At 67.4% G+C, this 18989-nt stretch carries 22 protein-coding genes and 1 pseudogene; 15 read left to right on the forward strand and 8 right to left on the reverse strand.

The genetic code is table 11. From position 1 onward, the window contains the following. Positions 1–35: 35 nt before the first annotated feature. From DP939_RS42830 to DP939_RS42855, 9 genes are all read left to right on the forward strand, one after another. Positions 36–1397: an FtsK/SpoIIIE domain-containing protein gene (locus DP939_RS42830; protein WP_225878888.1), complete on the forward strand. Its 1362-nt coding sequence runs from the start codon at positions 36–38 to the stop codon at positions 1395–1397. Then, positions 1398–1631 (forward strand): hypothetical protein, encoded by a 234-nt coding sequence (locus DP939_RS42835; protein ID WP_113986588.1) that lies wholly within the window; start codon positions 1398–1400, stop codon positions 1629–1631. 87 nt (positions 1632–1718) lie between these two features. Continuing rightward, the gene (locus DP939_RS42840; protein WP_199565789.1) at positions 1719–3398 is read left to right on the forward strand and encodes a replication initiator; all 1680 of its coding nucleotides are present in this window, start codon (positions 1719–1721) and stop codon (positions 3396–3398) included. A 26-nt stretch (positions 3399–3424) separates the two neighbouring features. Next, on the forward strand, positions 3425–3664 hold the full coding sequence (locus tag DP939_RS45755; protein ID WP_147268370.1) for a hypothetical protein: 240 nt from the start codon (positions 3425–3427) through the stop codon (positions 3662–3664). Continuing rightward, entirely contained in the window at positions 3661–3834 is a 174-nt protein-coding gene (locus tag DP939_RS46585; protein WP_158578984.1) for a hypothetical protein, read from the forward strand. The genes DP939_RS45755 and DP939_RS46585 overlap by 4 nt, the downstream gene beginning before the upstream one ends. A gap of 41 nt (positions 3835–3875) precedes the next feature. After that, positions 3876–4004, forward strand: coding sequence for a hypothetical protein (locus DP939_RS48970; protein ID WP_263972386.1), 129 nt, complete (start codon positions 3876–3878; stop codon positions 4002–4004). Positions 4005–4406: 402 nt separating this feature from the next. Further along, positions 4407–4577: a helix-turn-helix transcriptional regulator gene (locus DP939_RS49530; RefSeq protein WP_199565790.1), complete on the forward strand. Its 171-nt coding sequence runs from the start codon at positions 4407–4409 to the stop codon at positions 4575–4577. Positions 4578–4652: 75 nt separating this feature from the next. Then, positions 4653–6140 carry a tyrosine-type recombinase/integrase gene (locus DP939_RS42850; RefSeq protein ID WP_113986589.1) on the forward strand — a complete coding sequence of 496 codons (1488 nt, stop codon included), beginning with the start codon at positions 4653–4655 and terminating at the stop codon, positions 6138–6140. 806 nt (positions 6141–6946) lie between these two features. Continuing rightward, positions 6947–7129: a helix-turn-helix domain-containing protein gene (locus tag DP939_RS42855; RefSeq protein ID WP_158578985.1), complete on the forward strand. Its 183-nt coding sequence runs from the start codon at positions 6947–6949 to the stop codon at positions 7127–7129. A gap of 211 nt (positions 7130–7340) precedes the next feature. Here the strand turns inward: DP939_RS42855 and DP939_RS42860 are convergent, their stop codons facing one another. Then, positions 7341–8114: an SDR family NAD(P)-dependent oxidoreductase gene (locus tag DP939_RS42860; protein WP_113986591.1), complete on the reverse strand. Its 774-nt coding sequence runs from the start codon at positions 8112–8114 to the stop codon at positions 7341–7343. Between the two features lie 149 nt (positions 8115–8263). Here DP939_RS42860 and DP939_RS42865 point away from each other — a divergent pair, with 149 nt between their 5' ends. Both DP939_RS42865 and DP939_RS42870 read left to right on the forward strand, forming a co-directional pair. Beyond that, positions 8264–9058 (forward strand): helix-turn-helix transcriptional regulator, encoded by a 795-nt coding sequence (locus DP939_RS42865; protein ID WP_404828637.1) that lies wholly within the window; start codon positions 8264–8266, stop codon positions 9056–9058. A gap of 79 nt (positions 9059–9137) precedes the next feature. Beyond that, a complete protein-coding gene (locus DP939_RS42870; protein WP_113986593.1) occupies positions 9138–9608 on the forward strand; it encodes a hypothetical protein in 471 nt (156 codons plus the stop codon). A 167-nt stretch (positions 9609–9775) separates the two neighbouring features. Here DP939_RS42870 and DP939_RS49535 read toward each other — a convergent pair whose 3' ends face one another. Further along, positions 9776–10396: a muconolactone Delta-isomerase family protein gene (locus DP939_RS49535; RefSeq protein WP_199565791.1), complete on the reverse strand. Its 621-nt coding sequence runs from the start codon at positions 10394–10396 to the stop codon at positions 9776–9778. A gap of 80 nt (positions 10397–10476) precedes the next feature. On the opposite strand from DP939_RS49535, the gene DP939_RS45760 reads away from it, so the two are divergent. Both DP939_RS45760 and DP939_RS48975 read left to right on the forward strand, forming a co-directional pair. Beyond that, entirely contained in the window at positions 10477–10998 is a 522-nt protein-coding gene (locus DP939_RS45760; protein ID WP_147268371.1) for a hypothetical protein, read from the forward strand. Between the two features lie 20 nt (positions 10999–11018). Then, entirely contained in the window at positions 11019–11141 is a 123-nt protein-coding gene (locus DP939_RS48975) for a hypothetical protein (protein WP_263972387.1), read from the forward strand. Positions 11142–11477: 336 nt separating this feature from the next. On the opposite strand, the gene DP939_RS48415 is transcribed toward DP939_RS48975, so the two are convergent. Beyond that, positions 11478–11807, reverse strand: a complete 330-nt coding sequence (locus tag DP939_RS48415) for a hypothetical protein (RefSeq protein ID WP_225878895.1) — start codon at positions 11805–11807, stop codon at positions 11478–11480. On the opposite strand from DP939_RS48415, the gene DP939_RS42890 reads away from it, so the two are divergent. Both DP939_RS42890 and DP939_RS42895 read left to right on the forward strand, forming a co-directional pair. Further along, entirely contained in the window at positions 11692–13053 is a 1362-nt protein-coding gene (locus DP939_RS42890; RefSeq protein WP_225878893.1) for a sulfatase family protein, read from the forward strand. The genes DP939_RS48415 and DP939_RS42890 overlap by 116 nt on opposite strands. A 66-nt stretch (positions 13054–13119) precedes the next feature. After that, positions 13120–14055, forward strand: a complete 936-nt coding sequence (locus DP939_RS42895; RefSeq protein WP_113986597.1) for a formylglycine-generating enzyme family protein — start codon at positions 13120–13122, stop codon at positions 14053–14055. Positions 14056–14268: 213 nt separating this feature from the next. Here DP939_RS42895 and DP939_RS42900 read toward each other — a convergent pair whose 3' ends face one another. The 5 genes and pseudogenes from DP939_RS42900 to DP939_RS42925 all read right to left on the reverse strand — a co-directional run. Continuing rightward, positions 14269–15030: a GntR family transcriptional regulator gene (locus DP939_RS42900; RefSeq protein ID WP_113986598.1), complete on the reverse strand. Its 762-nt coding sequence runs from the start codon at positions 15028–15030 to the stop codon at positions 14269–14271. A gap of 161 nt (positions 15031–15191) precedes the next feature. After that, entirely contained in the window at positions 15192–15557 is a 366-nt protein-coding gene (locus DP939_RS42905) for an STAS domain-containing protein (RefSeq protein ID WP_158578986.1), read from the reverse strand. Positions 15558–15682: 125 nt separating this feature from the next. Continuing rightward, positions 15683–17098, reverse strand: coding sequence for a hypothetical protein (locus DP939_RS42910; protein WP_113986600.1), 1416 nt, complete (start codon positions 17096–17098; stop codon positions 15683–15685). Positions 17099–17243: 145 nt separating this feature from the next. Beyond that, complete coding sequence (locus DP939_RS42915) at positions 17244–18533, reverse strand: hypothetical protein (protein ID WP_147268372.1); 1290 nt, start codon at positions 18531–18533, stop codon at positions 17244–17246. A gap of 231 nt (positions 18534–18764) precedes the next feature. Further along, a pseudogene (locus DP939_RS42925) lies at positions 18765–18989 on the reverse strand (IS5/IS1182 family transposase); the annotation flags it as partial.

Consider the following 18989-nt stretch of genomic DNA (forward strand, 5'->3'; position numbering starts at 1 on the left):
AGATAGACAACACTGTTTCGACTACTCCGGCCACGGTGGTGTTTCGGCCGGTGGTGGTCCCGACTCCAGCGATCTTCGTCATCGTTGTTTGGCTGTGGCGCACGGTCGCGGGGCTGGTCCGCATGGTGGTGCGTCACCCGGTGGCGTGCGCGCTGGTAGCGGGTACGGGGTGGCTGTATTCCGCGTCTGAGTGGCTGATCGTCGCGGCTGCGTGGCTGGCCGTGGTGTTCGCAATGGTCGCCTGGGTTTTGTGGTCACCTCGGACCTGGGGGCGGTTCGTGGGTTGGCCGCTGGTGAGCTGGGCTCGGCTGGTCTGGGTCTACCGGCGCCGCTGGCGTGCGGTGGTGGCTGTGACCGGGCTAGGACGGGCTGTCCAGGGCCGCTGGTACGGGCCTGACCTGGTGAGAGTCAGGTGTGATGCCTGGTCGGACCGCATTCGGGTGCGAATGCTGGAAGGACAATCGACACAGGAGTGGACCGACCGCGCCGATAATCTCGCCCACGGTTTCAAGGCACGGTCGTGCCGGGTGACGGTGCCCCGCCCGGGGTGGGTAGAACTGGTGATTCCCCGGGGTGATGTGCTCGCTGATGTCGTTTCGGTTCAGCCGGTGCCTGCGGTGCGGGTTGATGCGGTGGCTATCGGGCTTCGTGAGGATGGCGGGCCGTTCAAGCTGAAGGTGCATGGGACCCATGTACTGATCGCTGGGGCGACCGGGGCGGGTAAGGGCTCATTCCTGTGGGGGATCGTGCGCGGGCTCTTGCCTGCGGCACAAGCAGGAGTGGCACAGCTATGGGCGCTCGATCCCAAGCGCATGGAGTTGGCGTACGGCCGGGGCGTCTTTCACGCCTATGCCTCGACGGCCGAAGAGTGCGCGGAGCTGCTTGAAGAGGCTGTTCGGGTGATGCACGAGCGAGCGGACCGGTACGCGGGCGTGCGCAGGGATCACGAGGCGACCGTTACTGACCCGTTCATTGCCGTGATCGTTGACGAGGTGGCGTTCCTGACCGCCTACCAGACCGATCGCGGTCTGAAGCAGCGCATCGCGGCAGCGCTGGCGACGCTGACCACGCAGGGCCGCGCGGTCGGTGTCGGCGTGATCGCTGCATTGCAAGATCCGCGCAAGGAGGTGCTGAGCCTGCGCAACCTGTTCCCCGACAGGATCGCCCTGCGGCTCGATGAAGCGGAGCAAGTTGACATGGTCCTGGGCGATGGGGCTCGGGATCGCGGCGCGCTGGCCGACCAGATCCCACGTAGCGAAAGTGACCCGAGTGTCGGGGCGGGTGAGGCGTACGTGCGGCTGGAGAACGCGCCGCAACCGATCAGGGTCCGCGCGGCATATGTGTCGAATGCGGAGATCAAGGAAATGGAAGCGGCCTTCTCGATGGGGGAGTCATAGGTGCGCAGTGAACGGCTGGACGGGTTGCGGTGCGCGGCCTGCGGGGAGCTGGAAGTGCTCTACCACGATGTGCCGGCCGGGGTGGTGGAGTGCCGGAACTGCGGGGTGCGGGTGCGGGCGCTGTTCGACGGCGACCAGGAAACGGAACTGGAAGAGGCGAACGAGGCACCGGGCCAGCGGCCGGTGGACGGGGCGGCTGACGGCGAGCCGGTAGAGCGCGGGTCGTACGCGTGAGCGGCGGATGCTGGCAGCGCATGGCCGTAGGCCACTCCCGCTAGGGGGCGCACGGCTGTCGGCACTGGCACGGCAAGAGATGACCTGTTGCTGATCACAGCAGAAACGGAAGGGGCGCACGTGACCGGAGGCCGGGGGCTGGACATGCGATCGGTGCCACTGGAGGTCGCGGAAAAGCTGGCCCAAGAGGCCGGGGTTTGCATCCGGCCCTTGGCGTTCCGGGTTCACGATGCGAAGGCTGGAACGTCTCGGGTGGTAGAGGTCGCCTGCGGGGCGCGGCTGGAAGCGAAGTGCCCGCCGTGCGCGAAGAGGAATCGTCAGGCACGGATGGCGCAATGCCGCGAGGGTTGGCACCTGGAGGCGGAACCTGAGCCGGCGTTGCTGAACGAGGGACAGCAATGGCTCGTGGAGTTCCGGGCCGACTTGCGGGCTCGACGGGACGCGATGGAGGCGGCGGGAGAAGACGTCTCCGACTGGGCGGCGGCCATTGCCGGTGTGGAAGAGGAGATGCGGGCGGCTGGCATTCCGGCGAGCGTGATCGGTCGCACGTCCGGGCCGTCAGATCGGCGGGTGAGGTCAACACGGCGTCGGCAGGACGCTCCCAACCTGCCACGTCGGGTGATGGCGGCGACGACAGTAGGGCGGACCTACGCCGCGCCAGACGGGAAGGTCTACCGTCCATCGCTGTTCGTCACGCTCACGCTGCCATCGTATGGCCGGGTGCGTGACGGGGTGCCTGTCGATCCGGAGACGTACGACTATTCGGCGGCGGCTCGGGGCGCATTGCATTTCTCGAAACTGGTGGATCGCTTTGTTCAGAACCTTCGCAGAGTCGCCGGGTTTGAGGTTCAATATTTCGCGAGCGTGGAATATCAGAAGCGGCTTGCTCCGCATTTGCATCTCGCGATCCGCGGGACGATCCCCCGGGCCGAGATTCGGCGGGTGGTGGCGGCGACCTACCATCAGGTGTGGTGGCCATCTACTGATGTGCCGGCATACGAGGGCGAGACCCTGCCGGAATGGGTCGATGGGGTCGGGTATGTTGACTCGGCGGGGGCGGTCCTGCCGACGTGGGATGAGGCACTTGACAGCCTAGGAGCGGATGACGCGGCCACCCCGTTGCATGTGGTGAGCTTCGGCAAGCAGATGGATATTCAGGGTGTCCTGGCCGGGTCGCCGGATGCTGACCAGCGGGTTCGACATCTGGCGAAGTACCTGACCAAAAGCCTCGACGCTTCGACGGGAAAGGGCGGGGCGGACAACGCGGCTCGACGCCGGCATGCGGCGCGTCTGGTCGAATCGCTGCGCTTTGAGCCGTGTTCGCCTCGGTGCGCGAATTGGTTGCGATACGGCGTTCAGCCGAAGGACGCAAAACCGGATATGGTGCCTGGCCGGTGCCGGGGAAAGGCGCACTCGCCGACTCACCTGGGATATGGCGGGCGGCGTGTGCTGGTGTCGCGTAAATGGTCGGGGCGCACGCTGGGAGAGCATCGCCGAGAACGGCGGGCCTGGGTGATGGAAGCACTGGGGATCACGGCGGACGAGGCGACGGCGACGGCAGGCCGGTACTCGTGGGAGCAGATCAGCGGCGCGGAGCTGGGACCGCTGCGTGTCCGGTTGCTGCGGCTGGTAGCCGAACGCCGAAGATCGCACGTTGCCATGCAGAGTGCGGAGGCCGGTGGCGACGTTGGGTGCCGGGGGCCTGGTCCTAGCGAGAGTGATCAGGCCAGTCAGTCAGGAGACGCGGCCCTGTCGGGGAGACGGTGAAGATCGCAAGCAAAGGAGGGCAAAGAGTGGAAGCGCGTGTTCGTGTTCCGGGCCTGACGGTGCGGGTCAGTGCCGGATTGCTCGTCGATCTGCCGGTCAGAGTCCGCATCGCCCGGGTGGCGTTGTGGGCGGGGCTGGCCTGGGGGGTGCTGTTCGGGGATGTCGCAGGCCGGTTCGCTGCCCGGGCAGGCTATGACGAGGAAACCGGGCTGACGGCTGCGGCTCGCCCGGGTCGAGAGGTCTCCGACGTACGGGGGCGGAAGTGAGTGACTGGCCGGAGATCACCGTCACGATCACGATCAACATCAACATGGTGATCGCAATCATCATCGCCGTGGGCGTCGTGGTATCGGTCACGAGCTTGATGTGGGACCTGGTCCGGCAGCGAGGCCGGGCCAAGTGGCAGCGCTATCAGGAGCGTCGGCGACACCAGTAGGCGGCAGTCGGAACGGGTCACTAGGCACGGAAGGGGTTGCGGTGTTCTTGAACGATCTGACGCTGATCCTCCTGGCGCTGTGCTGGCTGGGGGTCTTCTGCTGGTTCACGATGCGGGGACATCGGGAGTGGGAGAGTTCGGCGGAGCGGCGGCGGCGGGCTCGCTGGTAGGCGGGTAAGGCCGTAGCAGGGAGATGGGCTCTGACCGGTCACGTAGGGCGTGGGGAGTGACCGGTCAGCGCGCAACGGCGGGGCGGGGCTACGGCGAGGGTCGCCTAAAGAAAGGCGTGCCGTAAGGCTCCACTTCTCGCCGAAGGCGGGGCTACCGCCCGAAGGGTGGTGGGGGCGGCGGGTGGGTCCGGAACCGGTAGATGCAGGGTGACCTCTACGGAGATGATCATGCAGGGGGACCGGCGCGTGCCGGCTGATGTGGGGGCGGCGGTACTCGGCGCACTGCGGTAGGCCGGGTTCTTTAAAGTGCTGCGGAATGGTTCGGAGAATGGCGCAAATATGCGCTTCGGCGCTACGGGTGAATTCTTCGGGGGGCGGCAGAATATGACCGATGATGATCTTATGACGATCGATGACCTGCGGCGCTGCCTCAAAGTGCCTCGCTCGACGCTGTACAAGTGGCTGAATACTGGTCGGGGGCCTAGGTCAATTAAGCTTCCAAACGGATCGCGTAGATTTCGCCGGTCAGATTACCTACAATGGTTGGAGGAAAGGGAAAAGGGCTTCGCGTAGGGCAAAGATTGATTCCGCCTAGCGGCAGCCCTAAAAATCGGGAAGCGTAGGACATTCATCGACGAAAGGGCGATCATGGGCAAGAAGCCGCTTGACCTGCGGTTCTGGGAGATACGTAATCGAAAGGGGCGTAGGCGTCCCTACGAGCTGCGGTGGGTTCTCGCCGGGCGGGAACACTCGGTGTCGTTCAAGACAAAGACGCTCGCTCAGCGCTTTCAGTCGGACCTGACCGAAGCGGCTAAGGACATCTCGACCGAATGGGACCTTCGGACAGGTCAGCCTGCCGCGTGGGGGCGCATCGAGGCTGACTGGTTCTCGCTCGGTGTTAAGTGGGTGGGAAAGGTCTGGGGCGACCTCGCTCCCAATACCCGGAAGTCCATCGCAAGCGACCTCTCCGAAGTCACGATTCTTGCGATGCTGAGCAATTCCCCGAAAGCGCGTAGGAGCCGGCCAGGGCTGAAGGTCTTGCGGGCCGCGCTCAAGCAATGGGCGTTCTGCCCGGGGCGCGCGGAGACACCGCCGGCAGAGATCGCTGATGCACTGGCCTGGCTGAAAGCGCATACCTTGCCGGTAACCGACCTTGCCGAGATCGACCAAGTGCGCGATGCCCTGGCCAAGCTCGGCAAGTTGGCTGACGGACGTAAGGCGAGCACGAGCACTCTTCGGCGTCGGCGGGGCGTGCTGCACAGCATGCTCGACTACGCGGTCAGCACAAAGATCATAAAGATAAACACCCTGGCAGGTATCCGGGGCGCACATCACCGTCAAGGGGATGTAGAGGTCTCACCTGTGAGAGTTCCCAGCATGGAACAGGCGGTACGGCTCCTCAGCGCCGTGCGGGACCTCAAGCAGCCAAAGACAACTAAGGTGCCGTCACGCGGCCCGCACCTCTTCGCCTTCTTCGCGACCATGTACTACGCGGGCCTGCGCCCTTCGGAATGCCTGGCGCTGAAGAACATCGCCTGCGACCTCCCAGAGGCCGGCTGGGGCCTGCTGACACTCACGGGGGCGGCTCCTACAGTCGGGAAGCTGTGGACCGATGATGGTCAGCTACATGATCAGCGGGGCCTGAAGCACCGGCACGAAACGGCGGTGCGACTGGTGCCCATCCCGCCGGTCCTGGTCCGCATCCTGCGCGCTCACATCGCCCAATTCCCTCCTGCGCCCGACGGCAGGGTGTTCTATGACGGTCCGGACAAGGCGATCCTCAAGGGCAACACCTACCGGTGCGTCTGGAAGCGAGCGCGTAGGGATGCTCTGAGCGCGGCTGAGGCCGCCTCGCCGGTCGCCCAGCGTCCATACGATCTGCGGCACGCCAACGCCTCAGTCCTGCTGAAGGCTCGCGTGGACCTCGCAGAGATAGCCCGGCGGCTCGGCCACAGCATCAAAATGCTTCTCGTGACCTACGCTCATTGGATCGATGACGGCAGGGAAGCGGCCAACACCGCGATAGAAGCACTGCTAGACCTGCATTCGATCACCTCCGCGACCAGCGGAAACGCGCCTGAACTTCACGGGCCAGTCACGGGCCAACAGGCGGAACTTAGCCCCGTGTCACGATAGAACCGCAGGTCAGCCCCATGATCCCGTTCTATGTGGTTGTGGTTCGCCGTTCCAGCACCAGCCAAAACAGCCCCACCAAGCCCTTGGGCCTCCACTTTGCGTAGGCGAAGGGCGTGGCCCTCGCTGCGCTCGGTCGTTTTCCCGGTGTCGGGCTTCGCCCGACGTCGCCGCTGCTCATATGCCGTGCGTCCGGGGCCGGTCTTCTGTCTTCTGTACGGCAAGCCGCCTTCCAGCCGCAGGTCCGTCGTGGGCCGGTCATCGTGTCCGGTCTTTCGCGTGAGTCGTGGTCCCGCGTCGTTCCAGCACCGGCTAAAACAGCCTGCCTAGACCATCGCGGGCCTCCCATTCGTGCAGGTGAAAAGGCGTGGCCTTCGCTGCGCTCGGTCGTTTTCCCGGTGTCGGGCTTCGCCCGACGTTGGTGCTTGTCGAGTGCCGTGTTTTCTGGCCTTGGTGTTGCACGGCGGACCGCCTTTCACCTGGCGGCCCGTGGTCGGCCGGTCGCTGTGCCTGGCGATGAACGCGTCGCTGGCGTACGGTTCCTGCTGTCGTACTGCTCATGCTGAGCGATCTGCCTTGGGGCGCGTTCCAAGGTGTGTTCCGGCCTTCGTCTCGGTTCTGGTACGCAAGCCTTCTCCAGGCGGAGGCCCGTCGCCCGTCGGTCACCCTGCCCGGTCTTTCTCGTGCGTTGTGGTACCCCAGCACCGGTCACGAGGATGACCGCGCGCTCGGCGAACTGGGCTTGCTCCGGTTTGACGGACATCCCAGATCAGGGGCTCACCCCCGGAAAGATGTCCATGATGGAGAACATGGCGAAGAAGAAACCACGCCCGCGGCCGTCGTTCACACGGGAGTTCAGGGCAGAGATCGTCGAGCTGTGCCGGCGGGGGGACCGATCGATCAGCGAGGTCGCCCGCGACTTCGATCTGACCGAGACCTCGGTGCGGCAATGGGCACGCCAGGCCGACTTCGAGGCCGTCATCGCGGCCTGACCACCACATCGTTGGTGTCCGCCAAAGTGGAGCAAGCTCAACATCGGCTGGACTCGATCCCGCGCCGGGTGATGTGCGGGATGACCCTCAAGGCGGCTGAAGCCGCCGCCTCGGGCACCGGTGAGCACCGTGGACAAGGCGGCTCTGATCATTCGCGCGCTTCGGCACGCGCGAAGGTGAGCAGCCGCAGTTGACCGGCCGCTGTTCCGGCTCAGCTCATGCCGCCGTCCACTCGCAGCACCGCTCCCGTCACGTAGGAGGAGCGATCGCTGAGCAGCCAGGCGGCGGCCTCGGCGATCTCCTCGGGCTCGGCCGCGCGGCGAAGTGCAGTGCGGGCGTTGAGCTTCTCGACGATGCCGGGCGAGGCGGCCTCCCAGGCACGGACCATCTCGGTCAGTGTGGTGCCGGGGGCGATCCCGTTGACCCGGATGCCCTCCGGGCCGTAGGTGGCGGCGGCGGACTCGGTGAGGCTGTTGAGCGCCCGCTTCATCGCGCCGTAGGCGGGCAGCGTGGCGTTCGGTCCCCAGCTGCCGACGGTGGAGGTGTTGACGATGGCCCCGGTCCCGGCGGTGGCCCGGATGGCGGCCACCTCGGCGGACATGGCGATCCACTGTCCTTTGAGGTTCACGGTGTACATGAGGTCGAAGTCGGCCTCCGGCATCTGATCCATCGGTGCCGGGGGCACCGCCGTCGCGCCGTTGTTGAAGGCGATGTCGAGCCTCCCGTACAGCTCCACGGCCCGGTGCACCGCGGCGCGGACGCCGGGCGGGTCGGCCAGGTCGCACAGGACGTGGTCGGCGACGCCGCCCATCGCGCGGATCTCCTCGACCACCGCCTTGAGCGGACCCTCGGTCCGGGCGGCCAGCAGGACCGTGGCGCCCTCCCGGGCGAACAGCCGCGCCGCGGCGGCGCCGATGCCGCGCCCGGCACCGGTGATGAAGGCGATCTTGCCGGCCAGCAGGCCCATGTTCTTGCCATTGATCATGAAACCGAGGCTAGCCCCGGGTACGTGGCTCACCCAGGTACCGGCGATACCTGGCTGAGCACGGCACCGGCCGCGCACACTGGGCGTGTGGACAAACAGGAACGGCCGCTTTCCTGCGCAGCAGGCGGGAGCGGATTTCCACCGCCGACGTGGGTCTCCCGGCCGGGCGGCGGCGTCGTACTCCTGGGCTGCGACGTGAGGAGGTGGCCCAGCTCGCATACATCTCGACCGAGTACTACACGCGCCTCGAACAGGCCCGTGCCCCGCGCCCGTCCCGCGAGGTGCTGGCCGCGCTGACCAGGGCGCTGCGCCTCTCGGACGCCGAACGCGACCACCTGCACCACCTGGCCGGCGCGCCGCCGGGCCCGCCGCCCGGTCCGTGCCGCGAGGTCCACCGCGACACCCTCGACCTGCTGGACCGGCTGCCGCAGGCCGCCGTGTTCGTGCTGTCCGCGACCTACGAGGTGATCGCCTGGAACGACCTGGCGGCCGCTTTGATGGCGGACTTCTCCGCACTGTCCCCACGCGACCGCAACCTGGTCCGGCATGCCTTCCTCGGGCTGCGCCTGGAGGGGGCCCGGGCGCCCATCCTGGCAGAGGACGACAGGGTCGTGTTCGCCCATGAGGCGGCCCGGCGGCTACGTGCCGCCGCCGCCCGCTACCCCGGCGCCGCCGAGGTGGACGAGCTGGTATCGGAACTGTTGGCCGGTAGCGCGGAGTTCGCCCGGGTGTGGGCCTCGCACGACGTGTCCCCCCGGTCGAGCCTGCGCAAGACCCTGCACCATCCGCTGGTGGGCCCCATCACCCTGAACTGCCACATACTGGACATATCCGACCGGGACCAGCGAGTCGTGATCTACACGGCCGACCCGGACTCCCCGGCCGCGGAGGCACTGCGGCTGCTCTCGGTGATCGGCACCCAGCGCATGAACGTCCCCGGCTGAACCGGCGAATCCCGTTCGGTGAACGCTATTGTTCCGTGGTGCTGGACGGTGATCATCCGTCGAGGTTCTGGAGAGTGGCATGCTGCTGACCCGAGCGGTCCCGGAGGCGTTACCGAAGCGGCGGCGCAGGTGGCCGTTCTTCGTTTGCGTGGCGGTTCTTGCACTGATGGTGGCCCACACCGTGGTGTTCAGGGTTCCACAGTGGCGAAACGATGAGAACCTGGCCCGGCTGAGCGAGCGGGTGAGGATGGTTCCGCTTCCGCCTCGCACCGAGCATGACCTGCGGGCCGAGGCGCGTGAGGTGAGACTGCTGGAGGGCAATGGCAATCACTGCGATTATCTGGTCCATCTGGCCCTTGTCACCAAGCTGCCCGACGCCGAGATCGCACGCTACTACGAGTTCGTCACGGTCGAGGGAGTCGATGGGGCCAAGCTTTCCGGCACCGTGTACGTCAACCCGAGCGGATCATGGCGGGAGGGCTTCAAAGGCGTCATCGTGGAATTCTTCGACGGGGGCCACGAGGCCGGATTCGACCTACGCTGCCACTGACCGAGATGCTCGGCCGCCCCGGTGCGTCCGTTCACCTGAGTATGGCCCTGTTGTGGCAAGGTGGGTGAAGGCGGTATTCGGGGCTATTGCCGGTAAGCCTCGCCTCCATTGATGATCGGCGAGGAACTGGTCAGGTCCTACCGAGAACGCGGAATACGACGTCGCGTTCATGGCTGTGCGCTCGTATCAGGCCCCGGCCGCCATTCACCGGGGGCGGCGGCGCGGCGGCGATCACGGAGTGGCAGGCGGCCGGGAGTCGGCTCCGCTCGGCCTTCGCTTTCAGCAGGTCTGGCCGGGGATCGTGGAGGGCGTGAGCCGGCGGCTCTCGTCCTGACCGGAGCCTGCGGCGCGGGCCGGGAGTCCATACGGCGGAGCCCGGTGCCCGCCGCCGCCCGCCCGTGGTCGCGCGCGTCCGGGGTGCGGTTCGGCGTACTTTTCGATCTTCGCAACTCGATCGGACGGAAAGCCGGATACCGCCATCTCCCGGGACGGCGGCTGGCCCGCCAGGGCGGGTACGCCGGTTCAGGATGCCGCGGTCTCCAGGTGGCGGGCCGGCGGGGTGACCTCGATGTCGGCGTACGGCCGGATCGGCAGGCTGGTCGTCGGCGTCGGCGGCCGGCCAGATGCCGATGTTGGCGCGGGCGGCCCAGGATGCGCCAGAAGTGGCGGATCGTCCCCGCGGCCATGAGTTCGCGCCCCCGGGCCTTTTCCCGTTCGATCAGTGCCGCGCTCTCGACGGCGGGGAACTCGTAGGCGCGGGCCCCGTCGACACGTACCAGGAAATCCATGCTCTCTTCCTTCCGTGAGCGGTGGTTCTGCCCGCTGACGCGGCTTGTGTCCCGGCGCGTCGTACCGGACTGTTAGAGGAATGAGGATCTCGATCGCACTTGTCGCCGTGCTGCTCTTATCCACCCTGGGTGGCTGTGGTGTGGTGCGGGTGCAGGGAGCCGAGCAGCAGGCAGTGTCGCCGTCGCCATCACCCTTGCTTCCCTGCCCGGAAGCCGTTGAGGGGCCGATGCCCGGCCCTTGCGTGACGATGCCGTCCTGGGAGCAGAAGCACGCGGAAAATAAGGCATATCGCCAGCGGGCCCCGCTTTCTTCTGAGGCGGCTGCGGAGGGCGAGCCCGTGGCCGAGGCGCTGCGGGGCGGACTCGCCGACCTGCGTGAGCGGAGACTGTACGGCGAGGTCCATGTGGCGAAGGTGGTACGAGCGGTGGCCCCGCCGGGGACGAACGTCGTCATCAGGGCGGGAGGCGCGCGCTCGGCGGTGGTGTTCGCCATCGAATTGCCGGGAGGATGCGTGACCGGCTTTTACGACGAGCGTGAGTCGGAGGTGGAGGTGGGGGGCTACATCAGTGACGGTGGTTGCCTGGCGGCTCCCGGTCATTGACCTCTGGCTCCACCGGCATCGTGACCATCCAGGCCGCGGGCGGGTTCCCCGGTCCCGGCGTGGGCTCTGGCCTGGGGTCGCGGCTCCGGCCCGGCGCGGTGGAGGCGGGGGCCATGGCGGTACGGGAGCCGCTGGCGACCTGATCGGCGGTGTTGACAAGGAGCCCTTGTATTCCTATCGTTTTAGTGGGATTTGAGATGCCTGTCGGCGGTGAGTGCTCCCGCCGGTCCGGGTGTTCGATGAATTCGGGCATTCCGTGTGCGCTGAATGGCATTCCGATCGCACGATTCGCTACTCGTGATTTCATGCTCCGCGTCGCCCGGAAAAACGGGCCGACCGATGGTATTGACGCGATCACGGATAGTTCATTAACGTTGCACCATGACATCGGGCCTGCTTCTGGTGGCTCGTCTGCACGTTGATTTCAAGCGGCAGGCGAGCGCACTCTGTCCATTCGTCACTCCCTAGCCGGTCGCAGTTCAGGGCGTCGGGCTCCAGTTTTGGCAGCATCCATTTTTCGCCGAGTCCTCATGTCGCCTGTTCTGTTCGCCTTCGGCCTTAATGGCACTTATCAGACCTTCGCCATTTCCCCGAAGGCGGCACCTTGCCGCCAGCGAAAGGAGCTGGAACAGCATGAGTGGTGGACGAACAGGGCGCGTTATCGAAGGGGCCGGGGTCAGTCGGCGGCGTTTTCTGACCGGATCGGCCGCGACGGCCGCGGCGGCGGTGGCGGCCACGTCGCCGGCGATTCCGGGATTCACCGGGGTGGCCTCCTCGGCCGCGCGTCCGAACGTGTTGCTGATCGTCACCGACGATCAGCCCAAGCAGACCAACTGGGCGATCCAGAAGACCATCAACTGGCTCGGCGGGCAGGGCGTGACATTCTCCAACGGTCATGTCACGACCCCGCTGTGCGCGCCCTCGCGGTCATCGATCTTCTCCGGCCGCTATGCCCACAACCACGGCGTACGCAACAACGCGGCCTCGCTGAGCCTCGACCAGAGCACCACCGTGCAGCGCCACCTCAAGCAGGCGGGGTACCGCACCGGGTTGTTCGGCAAATACCTCAACTCCTGGCCCCTTGCCGATGCCCCGCCGCACTTCGAGGAATGGGCACTGTTACAGCCCGGATACGTCGACCGCCAGTGGAACGTCAACGGCACCGTCCAGACGATCAACGGCTACACCACGAACATCATCAGAAACCGCACGCTGGCCTTCCTGGAGCGGGCCCGCACCGACACCCGCCCGTGGTTCGCCTACGTCACCCCGTACGCCTCGCACGAGCCCAACACGCCCGCCGCGCAGTACGCCGACACGGTGGTGCCGGCCTGGAACGGCCGTCCCTCGGTCCCGGAGGCCGACCGGAGCGACAAGCCCGCGTATGTCCAGAACGCGACCAACACCCTGGCCGACGGCCGGGCGGTGCGCACCCGGCAACTGCGGACCCTGCTGTCCGTGGATGACGCGGTCCAGGCGTTCCGCGACAAGCTGGCGGCCATCGGGCAGCTCGACAACACGCTGGTCATCTACATCGGCGACAACGGGTTCCAGTGGGCCGACCATGGGCTGCTCGGGAAGGGGACACCGTACTCGCCCGCCCACGAGGTGCCGTTCTACCTGTCCTGGCCCGCCGGCGGCCTGGGCGGCGGGACCACCGACAACCGCATCGTCGCCAACATCGACATCGCGCCCACCATCCTCGCCGCGGCCGGGATCATCCCGGGCACCCCGCACGACGGCGAGTCGCTGCTGTCCGCGTTCGACCGCGATCATCTGCTGATCGAGTGGTGGAAGCAGGGCACCGCGGGCGTCAAGGACAGCTGGGCCTCGTTCGTGGCCAGGAACAGGCAGTACGTCGAGTACTACGACCTGCACACCGACACGAGCGGCAGGGTCTCCGGCACCGGGCAGGTCACCTTCCGCGAGTACTACGACCTCGTCAACGACCCCTACCAGCTCACCAACAGGCTCTATCAGGCGACCCCGGCCGACGAGCAGAACCTGGGCATCCCCACGCTGGCCGCCCGGCTCGCCGCCGACCGCCAGAGCTGACACCGAGGCCGCGGCCCGTCCCCCTCCCACCGGCGCGGGCCGCGGCCACTTCCGAGAGGAGGCCCTATGGCCGACCCCTGCTGCGGCCCCGGCCGCGAGCAGCCGACCGCTCTGGCGACCGTGCCGGTACGGCCGCCCGCCGCATCCCACCGCCACGAGAGCATGATCCGGCTTCCGGGAGGGTCATTCCTGATGGGCGCGGAAGACGGGGACGGCTACCGTGCCGACGGGGAAGGGCCGATCAGGAGGATCGAGCTACGCCCCTTCCGAATCGAGGCGACGGCCGTGACCAACGCTCGCTTCGCCGCATTCGTCAAGGCCACCGGATACCGCACCGAGGCCGAGGGCTTCGGTTTCTCCTTCGTCTTCGCGGGCTTCCTCAACGCGGAGAACGCGCCGGCCGCGCAGGTCGTGCATGCCGCACCCTGGTGGCGCGCGGTGGCCGGCGCCTGCTGGAAACGGCCCGAGGGGCCCGGCTCGTCGATCACCCCCAGGCAGCATCACCCGGTCGTGCACGTCTCGTGGAACGACGCGCGGGCCTACTGCGAATGGTCGGGGACGCGGCTGCCGACCGAGGCGGAGTGGGAGTACGCCGCGCGGGGCGGGTTGGAGCGACGTCGTTACCCGTGGGGGGACGAACTGACGCCGGGCGGGCGGCATCTGTGCAATGTCTGGCAGGGCGATTTCCCGATGCTCAACACCGGCGAGGACGGTCACCTCGGCACCGCCCCGGCGAAGTCGTTCCGGCCCAATGGGTACGGCCTCTACAACGTCGTCGGCAATGTCTGGGAATGGTGCGCCGACTGGTTCAGCGCCGACTTCCACCGCACCGGGCCCCGCGAGAATCCGGCCGGGCCGCCTGAGGGCACCGCCAAGGTCATGCGGGGTGGTTCGTACATGTGCCACGAGTCGTACTGCAATCGCTATCGCGTCGCCGCGCGGTCCTCCAACACACCGGACAGTTCAGCGGGCAACATCGGCTTCCGCGTGGCCGCTGGCTGAAGGCGCTATGCCGCACGGCGACCCCGGCCCTTGCTGCGTCCGGACGCTTTCCCAGAGTCGGGCTGCGCCCGACGTTGGCGTTGGTCGTGTGCCGTGTGTTGTGGCTTGTCTTCTTTACGGCAAGCCGGCTCCAGCCGGAGGTCCGTCATCGGCCGGGGACCACATCCGGCCTTTCGCGCGCGTCGTGGTGCCTAGCCATTACCCTTGTCATCGTCAAGCTGGGTCGATGCGGTAGCGGTAGCGCAGGTCCCACTGGTAGATCGGCAGAATGTAGGTGTTGACCTTCACCGCTCGATCGTCGGCGGTCCAGCCGATGTGGACGATGTCATAGACCCACTGCTCGCTGCTCATGCGCAGGAACCTGCGTTCCTCGGGCAGGGGTGGTCGTACGCGGATGCGCTCTTCGATCTCGGCCTGAGCATGGCCGAGTTCGGCCAGGCGGCTGCTGATCCCGCCGGCGCCCGGGTCTTGTTCGGCGATGGGCGTGCCGTCGGCGATCGTGCGCGGGATGTAGCTGGTGACGATCTGGATCGGTACGCCGTCGGCGCGCATACGGCGGGCGCGGATGATGACGCTGTCGGCGTCAGGGGCGACGCCGAGGAGGTCTGCGACGTGCTCGGGGGGCCGGCCGGGTCCGATGGTGTTGTCGGAGTCCAGTTGGTAGCCGCGTTCGACGAGCTCGGAGGCGAGCGCGCCACGGGCCCCGCCGCGTTCGCGATGTTCGCGGCTGTGCCGGACGGCGGCGTCGCGCAGGATCGGCGGTAGTTCGTGTACCCGGGTGCCGACGCCTCTTTCCACGCGTACGAGCCCTTCGTTCTTGAGGATCGTGAGCGCCCGGTTGACGGTGGCGCGGTGGACGGCGAGTTCTTCGGCGAGTTGCTCTTCGGTGGGCAGTAGGGTGCCGCGGGGGTAGACGCCGGTGTGGATGGCCGTGCGGATGGCCTCCGCGACCTCGTGGTAGCTGCTGGGGCTCATGAGGTCACCATAACGCTAGTACGTACTACATACTCATTGACCCAGCGCTCCGAGCCCCCTGTCCAGATCATGAGGGCGACCACGTAGCGCTCCCGCGGCACTGAGCAGGCAGGGTGGGCTGGAGATTTCGCTTCGGCGAGGGCGTGGACCCGGACGGGCGGTCAGTCGGGGAGCAGGTGGAAGGCTGTCAGCAGGCCGGTGAGGGCCAGGGTTCGCCGCAGGGCGCGGGGGACGTTGGCCAGGTCCATGGTCAGGCCGTGGGCGGCCAGGTGTTGCTGGCTGGCCAGGAGGCCGCGTGCGCCGGCGACGTCGCAGAAGGTGAGGCCGCCGGTCTCCACGGTGAGGTGTTTCCGGCCGGCGGCGGTCACCTTGGACATGGTCGACACCAGCAGTGGAGCGGTGGCGATGTCGAGTGCGCCGTCCACGGCCAGGACGCTGCGGGTGGTGTCGCGGTGGTCAAGGTGGACCGTCAGGAAGGGCCCGCCGTACATCGGGCCGGGCGCGCGATCGGATGGGTGCTCGGGCATGGGGACTCCGATCCATGGCGGGCGACGAGCCTCCATGGGCATGTGGGCCCATGCCAGGCGGGGTGACGATCTGCCCGTACCCGCAGCGCGCCTTCCGGAACCTGGGCCTGCGAGTCGGGCTTCCGTCAGACGGTGTGCCAAGGGCCGAAGGCGCTGCCGGGGCCGTTGGCGTTGCCGGTCGCCCAGAAGTTTCCGTCCCGGCCGCGGACGTAGACGCCGACCGTGCCGTCACGGAACTGGAGGACGGAAGGTCTTCCGGTGAACATGCCACCGTCGCTCAGCCTCCTCCACGCCTGCTCGAACAGCCCTCCGGGCTTCTTCTGCCCCTGAGCGTTCAGGCTTCCGTCGGCGAGCACGACGTAGGTGTGGAGGGTGCCGTCGGCGGCCAGGATGACCTCGGGATCGCCCGCGACGGCCATGGCCCCGCCGCCGGGAGAGGTCTGCTGCCAGGGGCCGAAGGCGGTACCGGGCCCGGAATCGCTGGTGCCGATGAGGGTGCCGCTCGGCGTGCGGACATAAAGGCCGGTGCCGCCGCCGGAGAACCGGACGACGGCCGGCCTGCCGACGAATGAGCCGCCGTCCAGCCGGGTCCAGGCGGCATCGAAGGCCCCACCGGGCTGCTTCTGGCTCTGCCGGTTCAGGCTGCCGTCCGCGAGCACGGCGTACGTGGTGACCGTGCCATCAGTGTTCAGCACCATGGCCGGATCGCCGCTCACCCGCATCGCTCCGGCCGGGGAGGTCTGCTGCCATGGCCCGAAGGCGCTGCCGGGACCGTTCGCGTTGCCCGTACCCATCACCGTGCCGAGGACGGAGCGGACGTAAGCGCCCACGGTGCCGTCCGCGAACTGGAGCACACTCGGACTGCCCACGCAGTTGCCGCCGCTGGTCAGCCGCTCCCACGGGGTGAACAGACCCCCGGGCTTCTTCTGGCCCCGGCCGTGCAGGTGCCCGCCCGGCTGCACCGCGTAGGAACCGATCCGCCCGTCCGGGAACAGCACCATCTCCGGACCGCCGAGGCCCGAGCCCCTGCCTGTCCACCAGGTGGTCTGCTTGCGCGCGCCGGGCCAGCCGAAGCTGATGTGGACGTGGTCGGTGTGCGGGCTGGAGCCGGAGTAGGCCGTCCATGCCTTGGTGTTGGTGGCCCAGATGCGGCGGTTCCAGATCACGTACATGATGCCCATGCGGCGGAGAATGGCGTGCTTGTTGCCCCATTGGTCCGTCGCCAGCATCCAGTTGACCAGGGCGTCGCCTTCGGCGCGCTGATTGGCGTCGTTGGCATTAAAGGGGTAGTCGAGGGCGCGGCCCTCCTTGTGCTCGCTCTGGCCGCGGACCCCGCAGGCGCGGCTGATGCCCAGATCAGGGCGTCCGTACGTGGCCCGCAGCAGGTCGCGGATCTCCACCACGCCGGGCTTGGCGGTCGGATCACAGTCGGTCTGGCCCTGCATGGGCTGGTAGCCGTCGATCTGCGGCCCGAACTCCGGCGTCGGCGGCGCCTTCGCCGCCGCTCCAGCCGCCGCCTGCCGCTCGTCGTCAACGGTCATCGAAAGGCCCCGTTCTCGCGCTCCTGTCGTGCTCGGATCGCCTCCGGGAATCTCGGGCATCGCGATCCCCGTGGCTTAGGGTGACTTTACCAGCACAATAAGTGATGTCGCCATCCTGGGGGCTGCCGGTTGCCGTTGTGGAAGGTCAGGCGGCGGCCGTCAGGGTGCGGAGTTCTTGGGCGGCGGGGAGTTTGCGGGCCTGGGCGGGGAGGGAGTCGAGGATGTGGCCGGTGATCAGGCGGCGGGCCGCGGTCACTGGAAGGCCGGGGGCTGTGGAGAGGGCGTGGTCGAGTCCTTCGGTGATGTGGCCTTCGCGGACCAGGGTGAGTGCTTGCATGGATCGGCAGTTGGCGATCGCGTACACGCGCTGGGATGGGAACGCGGCGATGGCCGCGTCGGCCGCGCGGTAGGACGCGGTGGTGTCTCCGATCAGGGCGCTGACCCACGCCTCATTGAACCTGAGCTGGCTTTCGGGGAATCCCTTATAGGTCATCTTCTCTTGGCGGACCTGGTCGGGCAGGCGCTCGAACATGTCGAACACGTCGTTCAACGCCTGCCGCGCCTCGCGGGGATCGGCGGTTCCCTTAGCGGCCTGTGCTGCGAGGCCGTACGTACGCGTCTTGCACGCGTAGGCGAGTCCGGCTGAGGGCCTGTCCTCGGCGAGGAGGATGGCCCGGTTGGCGACCCGGGTGACGATCTCGGCGGGCTGCCCCTGCCAGTAGAGGCCCATCGCCTCTCGGGCGCGCATGTAGACCGCCAGGTCGCGGTCACCGGAGGCGTCGGCGGCGCGGCGGGCGGCACGGATCGCCTCGCGTGCGGCGGTGGCGTCCTTCTTGCCCAGGAGAGCGTCATAGAGCGCGAGGGAGAGCTGAGAGCTGATCCGCAGGTACGCCGATCGCGAGGGGCCGGACGGAGTGCGATCGAGAATGCGGCCGACTTCGATGATGTCGGCCGTGATGTTGCCCATGTTGGTCACGGAATCGGCAATGATCTCGTGAATCTCGTGATCGCGGATGATCTGTTCCCAGTCCGCGAGATCGGCTTCTGCGCGGTCGCCAATCGCACGGTTCACCCCGGCGAAGATCGTTTCTGTCAGAGGGGGAAGCGCGAGGCTGGGTACGAACGCGCTCAGGATCTGTATTGCCGTGCGACGTTCCATGTCATCTCCATTATTCGCATCCCATATGACTGTACCCTCGGACGTCTCCTCCATACTGGGACGGCTCCCACCGAAAAGCTTGGAATCGGGTATGCGGTACACCTGGCAGTACAAGGGGCGGTAAGGGTCGCTCGGTTTGTGTCGTCCCGTCTCGTGCCCCCGGATGCTGCCGACGATCGACTTCACCGGGGGCAACGTGTACGGCTCGGCGATCGCGATCATCTCGTGGGCCAGGCGGGTCCGGCCCCAGTCCTTGGCCTCGCGGGCGGCGCGCAACCGTGCGGCCCACGCCGGAAGTTTCGCCTTGGTCTTCATCGCGCCTGCCTCAGCGGGAAAGGTGTAGAGGGTTCCGCCCTCAGTATCCACGCCGTTATGCCTCGACGCAGGCCGATTACTGCATTGAAATGGCCCTGCGTCAAAAGACGGCCCCGCTCGGGCGGCGCAACGCCCGAGCGGGGCCTTGATCGCAGAAGGAGCTGCGACCCAATGACGTTTTCTCACTGAATTTCAGCTGATCCGGCGGTGTTCGAAATGGACGAGGACGAGGGCGGCGCGGACGAGATCGCCGATCCGGCTGGGGCTGAGTGTGGTGTGCCGGAGAGCGGTCCAGCGTTCGGTCAGGAGGGCGAAGCCGCGTTCTCCCAGGCAGCGCAGCGCGCGCTGCAGGGCGTTGCGGGTGCGGTTGCCGACGCTGAGGACGTTGCCGTCGGCGGGTTGCCTGAACGGCACGAT

Origin of the sequence: Spongiactinospora rosea, from assembly GCF_003315795.1 — a bacterium.
Lineage (GTDB): Bacteria > Actinomycetota > Actinomycetes > Streptosporangiales > Streptosporangiaceae > Spongiactinospora > Spongiactinospora rosea.